The sequence below is a fragment of the Escherichia sp. WS2035 genome (assembly GCF_046487065.1).
Classification (GTDB): Bacteria; Pseudomonadota; Gammaproteobacteria; order Enterobacterales; family Enterobacteriaceae; genus Escherichia; species Escherichia coli.
On record NZ_JBJQKD010000002.1, the window covers coordinates 121,586 to 138,589 of the forward strand.

At 52.9% G+C, this 17,004-nt stretch carries 11 protein-coding genes; 6 read left to right on the forward strand and 5 right to left on the reverse strand.

Annotated features, from left to right (window positions below; genetic code table 11):
• Positions 1-2 precede the first annotated feature (2 nt).
• Positions 3-725 (reverse strand): bifunctional 2-polyprenyl-6-hydroxyphenol methylase/3-demethylubiquinol 3-O-methyltransferase UbiG, encoded by a 723-nt coding sequence (gene ubiG, locus ACJHX4_RS05370; protein WP_000990769.1) that lies wholly within the window; start codon positions 723-725, stop codon positions 3-5.
• A 146-nt stretch (positions 726-871) separates the two neighbouring features.
• Here ubiG and gyrA point away from each other — a divergent pair, with 146 nt between their 5' ends.
• From gyrA to ACJHX4_RS05400, 6 genes are all read left to right on the forward strand, one after another.
• Complete coding sequence (gene gyrA, locus ACJHX4_RS05375) at positions 872-3,499, forward strand: DNA topoisomerase (ATP-hydrolyzing) subunit A (protein ID WP_001281219.1); 2,628 nt, start codon at positions 872-874, stop codon at positions 3,497-3,499.
• Positions 3,500-3,647: 148 nt separating this feature from the next.
• Complete coding sequence (locus ACJHX4_RS05380) at positions 3,648-5,336, forward strand: DUF2138 domain-containing protein (RefSeq protein ID WP_000012323.1); 1,689 nt, start codon at positions 3,648-3,650, stop codon at positions 5,334-5,336.
• On the forward strand, positions 5,333-5,956 hold the full coding sequence (locus tag ACJHX4_RS05385; RefSeq protein ID WP_001296247.1) for a DUF1175 domain-containing protein: 624 nt from the start codon (positions 5,333-5,335) through the stop codon (positions 5,954-5,956). Before ACJHX4_RS05380 ends, ACJHX4_RS05385 begins: the two co-directional genes overlap by 4 nt.
• A gap of 23 nt (positions 5,957-5,979) precedes the next feature.
• Entirely contained in the window at positions 5,980-10,494 is a 4,515-nt protein-coding gene (locus ACJHX4_RS05390; RefSeq protein WP_001296246.1) for an alpha-2-macroglobulin family protein, read from the forward strand.
• Positions 10,495-12,144, forward strand: a complete 1,650-nt coding sequence (locus ACJHX4_RS05395; RefSeq protein WP_001104802.1) for a YfaQ family protein — start codon at positions 10,495-10,497, stop codon at positions 12,142-12,144.
• Positions 12,145-12,148: 4 nt separating this feature from the next.
• A complete protein-coding gene (locus ACJHX4_RS05400; protein ID WP_001225878.1) occupies positions 12,149-12,925 on the forward strand; it encodes a YfaP family protein in 777 nt (258 codons plus the stop codon).
• Between the two features lie 73 nt (positions 12,926-12,998).
• On the opposite strand, the gene atoB is transcribed toward ACJHX4_RS05400, so the two are convergent.
• From atoB to atoD, 4 genes are read right to left on the reverse strand one after another with little or no spacing between them, the layout of a single operon-like run.
• A complete protein-coding gene (gene atoB / locus ACJHX4_RS05405; RefSeq protein ID WP_000786535.1) occupies positions 12,999-14,183 on the reverse strand; it encodes an acetyl-CoA acetyltransferase in 1,185 nt (394 codons plus the stop codon).
• Between the two features lie 30 nt (positions 14,184-14,213).
• Positions 14,214-15,536, reverse strand: a complete 1,323-nt coding sequence (locus ACJHX4_RS05410; RefSeq protein ID WP_000580278.1) for a TIGR00366 family protein — start codon at positions 15,534-15,536, stop codon at positions 14,214-14,216.
• Positions 15,533-16,183 carry an acetate CoA-transferase subunit beta gene (atoA, locus tag ACJHX4_RS05415; RefSeq protein WP_000339055.1) on the reverse strand — a complete coding sequence of 217 codons (651 nt, stop codon included), beginning with the start codon at positions 16,181-16,183 and terminating at the stop codon, positions 15,533-15,535. Before atoA ends, ACJHX4_RS05410 begins: the two co-directional genes overlap by 4 nt.
• Entirely contained in the window at positions 16,183-16,845 is a 663-nt protein-coding gene (gene atoD / locus ACJHX4_RS05420) for an acetate CoA-transferase subunit alpha (protein WP_000850538.1), read from the reverse strand. The genes atoA and atoD overlap by 1 nt, the downstream gene beginning before the upstream one ends.
• Positions 16,846-17,004: the final 159 nt, after the last annotated feature.

Below are 17,004 nucleotides of genomic sequence, written 5' to 3' on the forward strand. Positions count from 1 at the left end.
CCTCACTTATTCTGCGTATGCAGCATATAGTTCACATCCACGCCGGGGCCGAGCTTAAAGGTGTTAGTGATAGGGTTGTAATGCAGCCCGGTCATATGCCGTTCTTTAAGACTGGTCTGATCCACCCAGCCCAGCAATTCTGCCGGTTTAATAAACTTCTTCACATCATGTGTACCTTTAGGCACCATGCGCAAAATATATTCAGCACCAACCACCGCCATCAGCCATGACTTGCCGTTGCGGTTAAGCGTCGAGAAAAAGACATCGCCGCCCGGTTTCACCAGTTGCGCACAGGCTCTGACCACTGACTGAGGATCGGGGACGTGCTCCAGCATCTCCATACAGGTCACCACGTCATACTGTCCGGCATGTTTTGCCGCGTGCTCTTCCACGGTTTCCTGCACGTAATCCACCTGAATGCCGCTTTCCAGTGCGTGCAGTTTTGCCACCTGCAATGGCTCAAAGCCCATATCCAGACCGGTCACCGTCGCGCCCTCCCGCGCCATACTCTCGGCCAGAATGCCGCCGCCACAACCGACATCGAGCACCTTTTTGCCAAATAAACCGCCAGCACGCTCGGCAATATAGCCCAGACGCAGCGGGTTAATGCGGTGCAGCGGTTTGAACTCACCTTCAAGATCCCACCAGCGGGAGGCGACGGCTTCAAATTTAGCGATCTCTTCGTGGTCTACGTTGTGGTTTACCGGCGATTTTTCGGCATTCATTGGCACTTCTACTCCGTAATTGGCAAGACAAACGAGTATATCAGGCATTGGATGTGAATAAAGCGTATAGGTTTACCTCAAACTGCGCGGCTGTGTTATAATTTGCGACCTTTGAATCCGGGATACAGTAGAGGGATAGCGGTTAGATGAGCGACCTTGCGAGAGAAATTACACCGGTCAACATTGAGGAAGAGCTGAAGAGCTCCTATCTGGATTATGCGATGTCGGTCATTGTTGGCCGTGCGCTGCCAGATGTCCGAGATGGCCTGAAGCCGGTACACCGTCGCGTACTTTACGCCATGAACGTACTAGGCAATGACTGGAACAAAGCCTATAAAAAATCTGCCCGTGTCGTTGGTGACGTAATCGGTAAATACCATCCCCATGGTGACTTGGCGGTTTATGACACGATCGTCCGTATGGCGCAGCCATTCTCGCTGCGTTACATGCTGGTAGACGGTCAGGGTAACTTCGGTTCCATCGACGGCGACTCTGCGGCGGCAATGCGTTATACGGAAATCCGTCTGGCGAAAATTGCCCATGAACTGATGGCCGATCTCGAAAAAGAGACGGTCGATTTCGTTGATAACTATGACGGCACGGAAAAAATTCCGGACGTCATGCCAACCAAAATTCCTAACCTGCTGGTGAACGGTTCTTCCGGTATCGCCGTAGGTATGGCAACCAACATTCCGCCGCACAACCTGACGGAAGTCATCAACGGTTGTCTGGCGTATATCGATGATGAAGACATCAGCATTGAAGGGCTGATGGAACACATCCCGGGGCCGGACTTCCCGACGGCGGCAATCATTAACGGTCGTCGCGGTATTGAAGAAGCTTACCGTACCGGTCGCGGCAAGGTATATATCCGTGCCCGTGCCGAAGTAGAAGTTGACGCCAAAACCGGACGTGAAACCATTATCGTCCACGAAATTCCGTATCAGGTGAACAAAGCGCGCCTGATCGAAAAAATTGCGGAACTGGTAAAAGAAAAACGCGTGGAAGGCATCAGCGCGCTGCGTGACGAGTCTGACAAAGACGGTATGCGCATCGTGATTGAAGTCAAACGCGATGCGGTCGGTGAAGTGGTGCTCAACAACCTCTACTCCCAGACCCAGTTGCAGGTTTCTTTCGGTATTAACATGGTGGCATTGCACCATGGTCAGCCGAAGATCATGAACCTGAAAGACATCATCGCGGCGTTTGTTCGTCACCGCCGTGAAGTGGTGACCCGTCGTACCATTTTCGAACTGCGTAAAGCTCGCGATCGTGCTCATATTCTTGAAGCATTAGCCGTGGCGCTGGCGAACATCGACCCGATCATCGAACTGATCCGTCATGCGCCGACGCCTGCAGAAGCGAAAACTGCGCTGGTTGCTAATCCGTGGCAGCTGGGCAACGTTGCTGCGATGCTGGAACGTGCGGGCGATGATGCTGCGCGTCCGGAATGGCTGGAGCCAGAGTTCGGCGTGCGTGATGGTCTGTACTACCTGACCGAACAGCAAGCTCAGGCGATTCTGGATCTGCGTTTGCAGAAACTGACCGGCCTTGAGCACGAAAAACTGCTCGACGAATACAAAGAGCTGCTGGATCAGATTGCGGAGCTGTTGCGTATTCTGGGTAGCGCCGATCGTCTGATGGAAGTGATCCGTGAAGAGCTGGAGCTGGTTCGTGAACAGTTCGGTGACAAACGTCGTACCGAAATCACCGCTAACAGCGCCGACATCAACCTGGAAGATCTGATCACACAGGAAGATGTGGTGGTCACGCTTTCTCACCAGGGTTACGTGAAGTATCAGCCGCTTTCTGAATACGAAGCGCAGCGTCGTGGCGGGAAAGGTAAATCTGCCGCACGTATTAAAGAAGAAGACTTTATTGACCGACTGCTGGTGGCGAACACCCACGACCATATTCTGTGCTTCTCCAGCCGTGGCCGCGTCTATTCGATGAAGGTCTACCAGTTGCCAGAAGCTACTCGTGGCGCACGTGGTCGTCCGATCGTCAACCTGCTGCCGCTGGAACAGGACGAACGTATCACCGCGATCCTGCCGGTGACCGAGTTTGAAGAAGGCGTGAAAGTCTTCATGGCGACCGCTAACGGTACTGTGAAGAAAACCGTCCTCACCGAGTTCAACCGTCTGCGTACCGCCGGTAAAGTGGCGATCAAACTGGTTGACGGCGATGAGCTGATCGGCGTTGACCTGACCAGCGGCGAAGACGAAGTAATGCTGTTCTCCGCTGAAGGTAAAGTGGTGCGCTTTAAAGAGTCTTCTGTCCGTGCGATGGGCTGCAACACCACCGGTGTTCGTGGTATTCGTTTAGGCGAAGGCGATAAAGTCGTCTCTCTGATCGTGCCTCGTGGCGATGGCGCAATCCTCACCGCAACGCAGAACGGTTATGGTAAACGTACCGCAGTGGCGGAATACCCAACCAAGTCGCGTGCGACGAAAGGGGTTATCTCCATCAAGGTTACCGAACGTAACGGTTTAGTGGTTGGCGCGGTGCAGGTAGATGATTGCGACCAGATCATGATGATCACCGACGCCGGTACGCTGGTACGTACTCGCGTGTCGGAAATCAGCATCGTAGGCCGTAACACCCAGGGCGTAATCCTTATCCGTACTTCGGAAGATGAAAACGTGGTGGGTCTGCAACGTGTTGCTGAACCGGTTGACGAGGAAGATCTGGATACCATCGACGGCAGTGCCGCGGAAGGGGACGATGAAATCGCTCCGGAAGTGGACGTTGACGACGAGCCAGAAGAAGAATAATTTCATCGCTTCATGCCAAAAGGGAGCCATCTCCCTTTTTTGAATTGAAAAGTCCAGGCTGTAAAGTCTGGGCTTTTGTCGTATTAGGGCGCGGTAAAGTTTGGCTGTGCCCGTAAAAAATGGCTGGCTATACACAAGGAATGTGGCAATGAGTGGTGAAAAAAAGGCGAAAGGCTGGCGGTTTTATGGCCTTGTTGGTTTTGGGGCAATAGCGCTGCTATCCGCTGGCGTATGGGCATTACAATACTCTGGCAGTGGGCCAGAAAAAACGTTGTCGCCACTGGTGGTGCACAACAATCTGCAAATCGATCTCAATGAGCCGGACCTCTTTCTCGACAGCGACTCTCTGAGCCAGCTTCCCAAAGATCTCCTTACCATTCCGTTTCTCCACGATGTTCTGAGCGAAGATTTCGTTTTCTATTATCAGAATCATGCCGATCGTCTGGGCATTGAAGGCAGCATTCGCCGCATTGTCTATGAACACGATCTCACGCTGAAAGATAAGCTCTTTTCGTCACTCTTAGACCAGCCCGCGCAGGCGGCACTGTGGCACGATAAACAAGGCCATCTTTCTCATTATATGGTGCTGATCCAGCGAAGTGGTTTAAGCAAGCTGCTGGAGCCATTGCTGTTTGCCGCTACCAGCGACAGCCAGTTAAGTAAAACGGAAATCAGTAGCATCAAGATAAATAGTGAAACTATTCCTGTTTATCAGTTGCGCTATAACGGCAATAACGTCCTGATGTTTGCGACTTATCAGGACAAAATATTGGCTTTTTCCAGTTCGGATATGCTGTTTAAAGATGACCAACAGGATACCGAAGCCACGGCGATCGCAAGTGATTTGTTGAGTGGTAAAAAACGCTGGGAAACCCGCTTTGGCCTGGAAGCGCGTACTGCCGAAAAAACGCCAGTACGCCAGCGCATCGTAGTCAGCGCCAGGTTGCTGGGGTTTGGCTACCAGCGATTAATGCCTTCTTTTGCTGGCGTACGCTTCGAAATGGGTAACGACGGCTGGCACAGTTTTCTGGCGTTAAACGATGAATCCGCCAGCGTAGATGCCAGTTTCGATTTTACGCCGGTATGGAACAGTATGCCTGCCGGAGCCAGCTTCTGTGTGGCGGTGCCGTATTCACACGGTATTGCCGAAGAGATGCTTTCGCACATCAGCCAGGAAAACGACAAGCTGAATGGGGCGTTAGACGGTGGCGCGGGGCTGTGCTGGTATGAAGACTCAAAATTGCAAACCCCACTGTTTGTTGGTCAGTTTGATGGCACTGCCGAACAGGCGCAATTGCCAGGGAAACTGTTTACGCAAAATATTGGTGCGCACGAAAGCAAAGCGCCAGAAGGTGTTTTGCCGGTAAGCCAGACTCAGCAGGGCGAAGCGCAAATCTGGCGTCGCGAAGTGAGTTCCCGATACGGTCAGTATCCGAAAGCGCAGGCGGCGCAACCCGATCAATTAATGTCGGATTATTTTTTCCGCGTGTCGCTGGCGATGCAAAACAAAACGCTGCTTTTCTCCCTCGATGACACGCTGGTTAATAACGCCCTGCAAACACTGAATAAAACCCGCCCGGCAATGGTGGATGTAATACCCACTGATGGCATCGTTCCGCTCTATATCAATCCACAAGGAATGGCGAAACTGCTGCGTAACGAAACGCTGACCAGTCTGCCGAAGAATCTCGAACCGGTTTTTTATAACGCCGCACAAACTTTATTAATGCCGAAGCTGGACGCTTTATCTCAACAACCGCGTTATGTCATGAAGCTGGCCCAGATGGAACCCGGTGTCGCCTGGCAGTGGCTACCCATAACCTGGCAACCGCTATGAGACACGGGCTGCTGGCGCTGATTTGCTGGCTGTATTGTGTTGTTGCCCATAGCGAAATGCTAAATGTCGAACAATCCGGGCTGTTTCGCGCGTGGTTTGTGCGCATTGCACAGGAACAGCTCCGCCAGGGGCCAAGCCCACGCTGGTATCAGCAGGATTGTGCGGGCCTGGTGCGATTTGCGGCGAACGAGGCGCTGAAAGTTCACGACAGTAAATGGCTAAAAAGTAACGGTTTATCTAACCAGTATTTGCCGCCAGAGATGACGCTAACACCTGAACAGCGTCAACTGGCGCAAAACTGGAATCAGGGGAATGGGAAAACCGGCCCCTATGTGACCGCGATTAATTTGATTCAGTACAACAGCCAGTTTATTGGCCAGGACATAAACCAGGCACTGCCTGGCGATATGATTTTTTTCGATCAGGGCGATGCCCAGCACTTAATGGTCTGGATGGGGCGTTACATCATCTACCACACCGGAAGCGCCACGAAAACTGACAACGGAATGCGCGCAGTCAGTCTGCAACAACTTATGACATGGAAGGACACCCGATGGATACCCAACGATTCCAATCCCAATTTCATTGGCATTTATCGTTTAAATTTTCTGGCGCGATAGCAGCGTGCTTGTCCCTGTCTCTTGTGGGAACAGGGCTTGCTAATGCTGAGGATTCGCTTCCTTCCAGTAACTATGTGCCGCCCGCCGGGGGAACATTCTTTTTGCTCGCTGACAGCAGTTTTAGCAGCAGTGAAGAGGCGAAAGTGCGACTGGAAGCGCCGGGGCGTGATTATCGGCGCTATCAGATGGAAGAGTACGGCGGCGTGGACGTTCGCCTGTATCGTATTCCTGACCCGATGGCATTTTTGCGCCAGCAGAAAAACCTGCATCGCATTGTGGTGCAACCGCAATATCTGGGCGACGGACTGAACAATACGCTGACCTGGCTGTGGGATAACTGGTACGGCAAATCTCGCCGCGTGATGCAGCGTACTTTCTCTTCTCAGTCACGGCAGAATGTGACTCAGGCGTTACCCGAATTACAGCTCGGTAATGCCATTGTTAAACCTTCCCGTTATGTACAGAACAGCCAGTTTTCACCGCTGAAAAAATATCCACTTGTGGAACAGTTCCGCTATCCACTATGGCAGGCAAAACCGGTCGAGCCGCAGCAAGGGGTAAAACTGGAAGGCGCATCCAGCAATTTCATCTCGCCGCAGCCGGGCAACATCTATATTCCTCTCGGCAAACAAGAGCCGGGACTGTATCTCGTCGAAGCGATGGTGGGTGGGTATCGGGCGACGACGGTGGTGTTTGTTTCCGATACCGTGGCGCTTAGCAAAGTGTCAGGTAACGAGCTTCTGGTGTGGACCGCGGGGAAAAAACAGGGTGAAGCGAAGCCCGGCTCAGAGATCTTGTGGACTGACGGTCTTGGCGTGATGACCCGCGGTGTGACCGATGGCAGCGGTACCTTGCAGTTACAACATATATCGCCAGAACGTTCATACATTCTGGGTAAGGATGCTGAAGGCGGCGTTTTTGTCTCCGAGAACTTTTTCTACGAAAGCGAAATCTACAACACCCGCTTGTATATCTTTACCGATCGCCCGCTATATCGCGCAGGCGATCGTGTCGATGTTAAAGTGATGGGTCGCGAGTTCCACGATCCGTTGCATTCATCCCCCATCGTCAGCGCACCGGCGAAGCTTTCGGTGCTGGACGCCAACGGCAGTCTGTTGCAAACCGTCAATGTCACGCTGGATGCGCGTAATGGCGGGCAGGGGAGTTTCCGCCTGCCAGAAAATGCCGTCGCCGGAGGTTATGAGTTACGTCTTGCTTACCGCAAACAGGTCTATAGCAGCAGTTTTCGCGTGGCAAACTACATCAAACCCCATTTTGAGATTGGTTTAGCTCTCGACAAAAAAGAGTTCAAAACTGGCGAAGCGGTCAGCGGCAAACTGCAACTGCTTTACCCGGATGGCGAGCCGGTAAAAGATGCCCGCGTGCAGTTAAGTTTGCGCGCTCAGCAATTATCAATGGTCGGTAACGATTTGCGTTATGCCGGACGTTTCCCGGTGTCGATGGAAGGCAGTGAAACGGTTTCCGACGATAATGGTCATGTGGCGTTGAATCTCCCCGCCGCCGATAAACCGAGCCGTTATTTGTTAACCGTCTCCGCCAGTGACGGCGCGGCGTATCGAGTTACCACCACCAAAGAGATCCTCATTGAACGTGGCCTGGCGCATTACTCTTTAAGTACCGCCGCACAATACAGTAATAGCGGCGAGTCGGTTGTGTTCCGTTATGCCGCGCTGGAATCTTCAAAACAGGTTCCTGTTACGTATGAATGGTTGCGTCTCGAAGACCGCACGAGTCACAGCGGAGAGCTACAGTCAGGCGGCAAATCCTTTACCGTCAATTTCGCTAAACCTGGCAACTACAATCTGACATTACGCGATAAAGACGGCTTAATTCTCGCCGGGTTAAGCCATGCAGTCAGCGGTAAGGACAGCACGTCGCATAGTGGTACGGTAGATATCGTGGCAGATAAAACACTGTATCAGCCTGGCGAAACCGCGAAGATGCTGATTACCTTCCCGGAGCCAATTGACGAAGCATTATTGACGCTGGAACGCGATCGCGTGGAACAGCAGTCGCTGCTATCGCATCCGGCAAACTGGCTAACGCTACAACGTTTAAACGATACCCAGTATGAAGCCCGCGTACCGGTGAGCAATTCCTTTGCGCCTAACATCACTTTTTCGGTGCTGTATACCCGTAACGGTCAGTACAGTTTTCAGAACGCCGGGATTAAAGTTGCCGTTCCCCAGCTGGATATCCGGGTGAAAACGGACAAAACCCATTACCAGCCTGGTGAACTGGTCAATGTCGAATTAACCTCGTCGCTGAAAGGTAAACCTGTTTCTGCGCAGTTAACGGTAGGCGTGGTCGATGAAATGATCTACGCGCTGCAACCGGAAATCGCGCCGAATATCGGCAAATTTTTCTATCCGCTGGGGCGTAACAATGTGCGTACCAGCTCCAGTCTGTCGTTTATCAGCTACGATCAGGCGCTCTCCAGCGAGCCGGTTGCGCCTGGCGCGACTAACCGCAGCGAGCGGCGAGTAAAAATGCTGGAACGTCCACGGCGTGAAGAGGTGGATACCGCGGCCTGGATGCCGTCACTCACAACCGATAAACAAGGCAAAGCGTATTTCACGTTCCTGATGCCTGATTCGTTAACCCGCTGGCGCATCACCGCGCGTGGGATGAACGGCGACGGGCTGGTCGGGCAGGGGCGTGCTTATTTGCGTTCGGAAAAAAATCTCTACATGAAGTGGAGTATGCCAACGGTATATCGCATGGGTGACAAACCGGCGGCAGGACTGTTTATCTTCAGTCAGCAGGATAACGAACCGGTGGCGCTGGTGACTAAATTTGCAGGTGCTGAGATGCGCCAGACGCTGACGCTGCACAAAGGGGCGAATTATATTTCGCTGACGCAGAATATTCAGCAATCTGGCTTGTTAAGTGCAGAACTGCAACAAAATGGGCAAGTACAGGACAGCATTAGCACAAAACTGTCTTTTGTGGATAACAGGTGGCCCGTTGAACAACAGAAAAATGTCATGCTCGGCGGTGGCGATAATGCGCTGATGTTGCCCGAGCAGGCGAGCAATATCCGGCTACAAAGTAGCGAAACGCCGCAGGAGATTTTCCGTAACAATCTTGATGCGTTAGTCGATGAACCGTGGGGTGGCGTGATCAACACCGGTAGCCGTCTGATCCCGCTCAGTCTCGCCTGGCGTTCGCTTGCCGATCATCAAAGTGCCGCCGCTAACGACATTCGTCAGATGATTCAGGATAACCGTCTGCGGCTGATGCAACTGGCGGGGCCCGGAGCGCGCTTTACCTGGTGGGGTGAAGATGGCAATGGCGACGCCTTCCTCACGGCATGGGCATGGTACGCCGACTGGCAGGCCAGCCAGGCGCTCGGCGTAACGCAGCAACCGGAATACTGGCAACATATGCTCGACAGTTATGCCGAGCAGGCGGACAACATGCCGTTATTGCATCGGGCGCTGGTGCTGGCGTGGGCACAGGAGATGAATCTGCCGTGCAAAACGTTGTTGAAAGGGTTGGATGAAGCTATCGCCCGGCGCGGAACTAAAACTGAAGATTTCTCTGAGGAAGACACCAGCGATATCAATGACAGCATGATCCTCGATACACCTGAATCTCCACTGGCAGATGCGGTGGCAAACGTCTTAACCATGACGTTGCTGAAAAAAGCGCAGTTGAAGTCCACTGTGATGCCACAGGTTCAGCAATATGCGTGGGATAAAGCAGCAAACAGCAACCAACCGCTGGCGCACACGGTTGTGCTGCTCAATAGTGGAGGCGACGCTACCCAGGCGGCCGCTATTTTAAGTGGTTTAACCGCTGAGCAATCCACCATTGAGCGCGCGTTGGCCATGAACTGGCTGGCGAAATATATGGCGACGATGCCTCCGGTTGTGTTACCTGCGCCTGCGGGCGCATGGGCCAAACATAAGTTAACCGGAGGAGGCGAATACTGGCGTTGGGTTGGTCAGGGCGTGCCGGACATTCTCTCTTTTGGTGACGAATTACCGCCGCAAAACGTGCAGGTCCGCTGGCGTGAACCGGCAAAAACGGCTCAACAAAGTAATATTCCGGTGACCGTTGAACGCCAGTTGTATCGGCTTATCCCCGGTGAAGAAGAGATGAGCTTTACCTTACAGCCTGTCACCAGCAATGAGATTGACAGCGATGCGCTGTATCTCGATGAAATCACGCTTACCAGCGAGCAGGATGCCGTTCTGCGCTATGGTCAGGTGGAAGTACCGCTGCCGCCGGGGGCTGACGTTGAGCGTACAACCTGGGGCATTTCGGTCAATAAACCGAACGCCGGAAAACAGCAAGGACAACTGCTGGAAAAAGCGCGCAATGAAATGGGTGAACTGGCCTATATGGTGCCGGTAAAAGAACTGACGGGAACGGTCACCTTCCGCCATTTGCTGCGTTTCTCGCAAAAAGGGCAATTCGTTCTGCCGCCTGCCCGTTATGTGCGTTCCTATGCACCTGCACAGCAAAGTGTTGCGCCAGGGAGCGAATGGATCGGGATGCAGGTGAAATAAGTGAACTGGTACAGAATCGTCTGGCTATTGGCGTTGGTAACTCTGCCAACGCTTGCGGAGGAGACGCCGTTACAGCTGGCGCTGCGTGGTGCGCAGCACGATCAACTGTATCAGCTGTCGTCATCAGGCGTGACCAAAGTCTCGGTATTACCTGACACGCTCACCACGCCATTAGGGAGTTTGTGGAAACTGTATGTTTACGCCTGGCTGGAGGATACCCATCAACCGGAGCAGCCATACCAGTGTCGCGGCAACTCCCCGGAAGAGGTTTATTGTTGTCAGGCTGGGGAGAGCATAACGCGCGATTCCGCGCTGGTACGTTCCTGTGGACTCTATTTTGCGCCGCAGCGGTTGCATATTGGCGCAGATATGTGGGGGCAATACTGGCAACAGCGTCAGGCACCTGCGTGGTTAGCGTCTCTTACTACACTGAAGCCAGAAACCTCGGTAACGGTTAAATCGCTGCTTGATTCATTAGCGACGTTACCTGCGCAAAACAAAGCTCAGGAAGTCTTACTGGATGTGGTGCTGGACGAGGCGAAAATCGGTGTCGCATCCATGCTCGGTAGTCGGGTACGGGTGAAAACCTGGAGCTGGTTTGCCGATGATAAACAGGAAATCCGTCAGGGTGGTTTTGCTGGCTGGTTAACCGATGGTACACCGCTGTGGGTTACTGGCAGTGGCACCAGCAAAACGGTACTGACCCGTTATGCGACGGCGCTTAATCGGGTTTTGCCAGTGCCGACGCAAGTTGCCAGTGGGCAATGTGTGCTGGTGGATCTGTTTGCTCGTTATCCGCTGAAGAAAGTTACTGAGGAAAAGAGTACGACGGCAGTCAAACTAGGCGTGCTCAATGGGCGCTATCGTGTGACGTTTGCCAATGGTAACCACATGACATTTGTCAGCCACGGTGAGACAACGTTACTGACGGTAAAGGGCAAACTGAAATTACAGTCGCATCTCGATCGTGAAGAGTACGTTGCCAGAGTTCTGGATCGCGAGGCGAAAAGTACGCCTCCTGAGGCAGCGAAAGCCATGACCGTGGCGATTCGCACGTTTTTACAGCAAAACGCCGATCGGGAAGGCGATTGCCTGACCATCCCGGACAGCAGCGCTACGCAGCGTGTTTCTGCTTCGCCAGCTACCACGGGGGCGCGAACGATGACCGCCTGGACGCAGGATCTCATCTATGCGGGCGATCCGGTTCATTATCATGGCAGTCGCGCTACCGAAGGGACGCTTTCCTGGCGGCACGCTACTGCCCAGGCGGGGCAGGGAGAGCGTTATGATCAGATACTCGCGTTTGCTTATCCCGACAACAGCCTTAGCCGCTGGGGAGCGCCACGCTCAACCTGCCAGTTATTACCCAAAGCGAAAGCCTGGCTGGCGAAAAAAATGCCGCAGTGGCGGCGTATATTACAAGGTGAGACGGGATACAACGAACCAGACGTGTTTGCGGTCTGTCGTTTAGTCTCAGGTTTCCCCTATACCGATCGGCAGCAGAAACGGCTGTTTATTCGTAATTTCTTTACGCTTCAGGATCGGCTGGATTTAACCCATGAGTATCTGCACCTGGCCTTTGATGGTTATCCCACCGGGCTTGATGAGAACTATATCGAAACGCTGACCCGACAATTATTAATGGACTAATGCTATGCGAAAGATTTTTCTTCCGTTGTTACTGGTGGCGCTTTCGCCTGTCGCTCACAGTGAAGGTGTGCAGGAAGTCGAGATTGATGCACCGCTCTCTGGCTGGCATCCGGCAGAGGGCGAAGATGCCAGTTTTTCACAAACGATCAATTACCCGGCGTCGTCCGTCAACATGGCAGATGATCAAAATATCTCAGCGCAGATCCGCGGCAAAATAAAGAATTATGCTGCGGCGGGTAAAGTTCAGCAGGGCCGGCTGGTGGTCAACGGTGCCAGTATGCCGCAGAGAATTGAATCAGATGGTTCTTTTGCACGCCCTTATATTTTCACTGAAGGCAGCAACAGCGTGCAGGTCATCAGCCCAGATGGGCAAAGCCGACAAAAAATGCAGTTTTACTCAACGCCGGGTGCTGGGGCGATTCGCGCGCGTTTACGGCTGGTTCTCTCCTGGGATACGGACAATACCGACCTCGATCTTCATGTCGTTACGCCTGACGGTGAACATGCCTGGTACGGTAACACAGTGCTGAAAAACAGTGGCGCACTGGATATGGATGTCACGACAGGGTACGGACCCGAGATTTTCGCCATGCCAGCGCCAGTTCACGGCCGTTATCAGGTGTATATCAACTACTTCGGCGGGCGCAGTGAAACGGAATTAACTACGGCCCAACTGACGCTGATCACCGATGAAGGGTCGGTCAATGAGAAACAGGAAACTTTTATTGTACCGATGCGTAATGCTGGCGAGCTGACGCTGGTGAAAAGTTTTGACTGGTGATTAATGGGGTAACCTTCGCCGTCGATGTTCAAGAAAACGCCCGATAACTTTCGCTATCGGGCGTTTTTATTGGTTAATTCAACCGCTCAATCACCATCGCAATTCCCTGGCCGCCACCAATGCATAGTGTTGCCAGCCCCAGCGTTTTATCGCGTGCCTGCATTGCATGTAATAGTGTGACCAGAATACGAGCACCACTGGCACCGATAGGATGTCCGAGCGCGATGGCCCCGCCGTTGACATTCACTTTCTCAGGATCAAAGCCCAGGGTTTTCCCAACGGCAAGGAACTGTGCAGCAAATGCTTCATTAGCCTCAATGAGATCAATATCCGCCAGTTGCAGCCCCGCCAGTTGTAACGCTTTTTGCGTAGCAGGTACTGGCCCCATACCCATCAATGCGGGGGGCACGCCACCGCTGGCATAACTTTTAATGCGTGCCAGGGGATTCAGGCCTGCTGCCAGCGCCGCAGATTCTTCCATAATCACCAGAGCGGCAGCACCGTCGTTAATACCTGACGCGTTCCCGGCGGTGACTGTTCCTGCTTTATCGAAGGCCGGGCGCAATGCGCCTAACGCTTCAGCCGTAGAATCCGCTTTCGGGAATTCGTCTTGACTGAAGACGAAGGTTTTCTTCCGGGTGACAACATTTACCGGGACGATTTCGGCTGTAAAAGCACCGGACTCAATTGCGGCTGCCGCTTTACGCTGTGAATGTAGCGCCAGTTCATCCTGCATTTCACGGGTAATTCCGTACTCTTTAGCCACGTTTTCGGCGGTAATCCCCATATGATAACCATGGGTGGCGCACATCAGGCCATCGCGCAGGATTACGTCATAAACCTGTCCGTCTCCAAGACGATAACCAGAGCGTGCTTTTGCATCGAGTAAGTAGGGCGCTAAACTCATATTTTCCATACCCCCCGCCACAATGCTCTGTGCCTGACCTGCCTGAATCGCCTGTGCAGCAAGCGCCACGCTTTTCAGACCTGAACCGCACACTTTGTTGACCGTGAATCCGCACACCGTTTCAGCTAGTCCGCTTTTTAGCAGCGCCTGACGTGCCGGATTTTGCCCCAGTCCGGCTTGCAACACGTTACCCATAATCACTTCATCAACGTGTAGTGAATCGATTTTTGCACGTTCAATGGCGGCTTTAATTACTGTCGCCCCCAGGTCGATGGCGCTGGTGGAAGCGAGTGAACCGTTAAAACTACCGATAGCAGTACGTACCGCACTGACGATGACACAATTTTTCATTTTATATTCCTTCTGTCTGTAGGGTTGCCGTCAGAACAGCGTTAAACCAATGACGAAAATGACGCCGGAGAAGAGCAGGGCAGTGATGCAATAGCCCATGATGTCGCGGACACCGAGTCCGGCGATTGCCAGTGCTGGCAGCGCCCAGAACGGTTGTGCCATGTTCATCCATTGCTCGCCGTAGGCGATCGCCATTACCGATTTACCGAGATCAGCGCCCAGCGCCTGGGCTGCGGGCATCACGAACGGCCCCTGAATAACCCAGTGCCCGCCGCCAGACGGAACGGCGAAGTTAATCAGTGCAGAACTAAAAAAGGTCATGACCGGGAAGGTGTCTTTGTTCGCAACATTGATGAAGAATTCGGTAATGAGTCCGCCCAGACCGGAGTGCTCCATCATCAGTTGGATCCCCGCGTAGAAGGGGAATTGCACCAGAATACCGGCGGTACTGCGTGCTGCCGCGCTGATAGCACGCATATAAGCCATTGGCGTTTTATGTAGCAGCAGACCCGCAATCATAAACATCAGGTTGACGGTATTGATGGTGATGTTGAAGCCATGTTCGCTGAAGTACATCGCCAGGTAAGCGATACCGAGTGCGCCGATGATCAACGTCAGAATGCGGCTTTCTTCCAGTCGCTCGGACGGTGGAGCATCTTTCGGTAGTTGCTTTTGAAAATCAGCCTCTTCCATGAGTAGTTTCGGATCGATACTCACCACGTCAGACGGTTTTGGCATCATCATGCGGGTGATAAATGGCATCACCACAATCAACGCCACAGTGATGAAAATATTAAAACCACTGAACAGAGTATCGCCCACCGGGATCAGCCCAGCGATATGCTCAACCGGGTTGCCCGGTGTTGCAGCCAACAGAGGCATTGAGCCAGAGAAGCCGCCACCCCAGGTGAGAAAACCAATGTAGGCGCAGGCAATGAGCAACGGATAATCAGAACCGGGTACTCGCCGGGCGACTTCACGGGCGAACATTGCACCGACAACCAAACCAAATCCCCAGTTGATGACACAAGCGACTGAACCGAAGAAAGTAACCAGCATGACGCCCTGTACGGGCGTCTTTGCGGCGGAGGCGGCAGTACGCAGCAAACTTTTCACCGGAGCGGAGCTGGCAAGGGCATGACCGGTAACGATGATAAGCGCCATCTGCATACCAAACGCCAGCAAGTTCCAGAAACCGTCACCCCACATTTTCACCATGCTGATCGGCGTTTGTGGTGTTAACCAAAGCGCGATCACGAATGTTAGCAATGTCAGCAACATGGCAAAGATCAGTGGATCGGGAAGCCACCGGCTGACAAAACGCGTCATAAAACGCGATATGCGACCAATCATAAATCACCCCGTTGCGTATTCAGATCGGCAGCTACTTCAAACCGAGCTTCTGTTTTGGCACGCACGGTGGCTAAATCACACCCGTCGGCAATTTCGGTGAGCCACATTTTGCCGTCAATAAAACGAAAGACAGCCAGTTCAGTAACCAGCATATGCACCGCATGTTGCGCAGTGAGTGGCATGGTGCAGCGGCGCAAAATTTTTGCTGAACCATCTTTGGCGCAATGTTCCATGGCGATGATCACTTTGCGTGACCCGGTCACCAGATCCATCGCGCCACCCATACCGGGCACCATTTTCCCAGGCACTACCCAGTTCGCGAGGTTTGCTTCTTCGTCTACTTGCAAACCGCCGAGCACGCAGGCATCAATATGACCGCCACGGATTAGCGCAAATGACATGGCGCTATCAAACATGGCTGCACCGGGTAAAATGCCGCACGGTTGTCCGCCAGCATTCACCAGATCTGGATGCGCTGTTGTGACCGGGCCTAAACCGAGGAAGCCGTTTTCCGATTGCAGAGTGATATGAATACCCTCCGGTAAATAATTGGCGACCATTGTGGGTAAACCGATCCCTAAGTTAACGATGTCACCATCACGAAGCTCTTGCGCCACACGGCGCGCAATACGTTGTTTCGCATCCATTATTTGCTCTCCTGTGAAACGATGATGTGGTCGATAACGGCACCAGGGGTGACAATATGGTCAGGTTGCAGCTCGCCGGTTTCGACCAGTTCATCCGGCTCTACCAGCGTGATATCAGCCGCAAGGGCTATCAGGGGGTTAAAGTTGCGGGCGCTAAGGTGATAGGTCAGGTTGCCAAGTGTGTCGCAACGATGAGCGCGAATTAGCGCCAGGTCGGCGCGCAGCGGGCGTTCGAGCAGCCAGGTTTTACCGTCGAGTGTCAGTGTCTGTTTGCCTTCCTCTACGACGGTGCCGACACCAGTTGGGGTGAGAAAACCACCAAGTCCAGCTCCGCCACAGCGAATTTGCTCGATTAGCGTACCTTGCGGCACCAGAACGACGTCCATCTCACCAGATATCATGCGCCGACCTGTTTCCGGGTTGGTGCCGATATGTGAAGCAATCACTTTGCGGACTCGACCATTGACGATGAGCGGACCGATGCCGGTATCAACAAACGCGGTATCATTGGCTATCAATGTCAGGTCGCGAACACCAGATTCCAGTAATGCTTCAACCAGGCGGGATGGAGTGCCAATCCCCATAAATCCGCCCACCATGATGGTCATGCCGTCACGAAAGAAGCCGGTGGCGTCTTGTAATGTCATCAATTTTGTTTTCATTTTTTATCCCTCTTGCATACACCGTTGTGGGTACAGTCAGGGAATAGCAAGGGGAGTGCCAGAATGAGATTATTGAATGTTGTTATTTAACTAATTGAATAGAAAAGGATAAATTAGATGGGGGTTCATAAGGAGAATGAGCGGCTATGCAGAAAATTG

Excerpts from the sequence above, each read along its gene's own strand:
- ubiG (WP_000990769.1), bottom strand. The coding sequence starts at position 725 with ATGAATGCCGAAAAATCGCCGGTAAACCACAACGTAGACCACGAAGAG.
- gyrA (WP_001281219.1), top strand. The coding sequence starts at position 872 with ATGAGCGACCTTGCGAGAGAAATTACACCGGTCAACATTGAGGAAGAG.
- ACJHX4_RS05380 (WP_000012323.1), top strand. The coding sequence starts at position 3,648 with ATGAGTGGTGAAAAAAAGGCGAAAGGCTGGCGGTTTTATGGCCTTGTT.
- ACJHX4_RS05385 (WP_001296247.1), top strand. The coding sequence starts at position 5,333 with ATGAGACACGGGCTGCTGGCGCTGATTTGCTGGCTGTATTGTGTTGTT.
- ACJHX4_RS05400 (WP_001225878.1), top strand. The coding sequence starts at position 12,149 with ATGCGAAAGATTTTTCTTCCGTTGTTACTGGTGGCGCTTTCGCCTGTC.
- atoB (WP_000786535.1), bottom strand. The coding sequence starts at position 14,183 with ATGAAAAATTGTGTCATCGTCAGTGCGGTACGTACTGCTATCGGTAGT.
- ACJHX4_RS05410 (WP_000580278.1), bottom strand. The coding sequence starts at position 15,536 with ATGATTGGTCGCATATCGCGTTTTATGACGCGTTTTGTCAGCCGGTGG.
- atoA (WP_000339055.1), bottom strand. The coding sequence starts at position 16,183 with ATGGATGCGAAACAACGTATTGCGCGCCGTGTGGCGCAAGAGCTTCGT.
- atoD (WP_000850538.1), bottom strand. The coding sequence starts at position 16,845 with ATGAAAACAAAATTGATGACATTACAAGACGCCACCGGCTTCTTTCGT.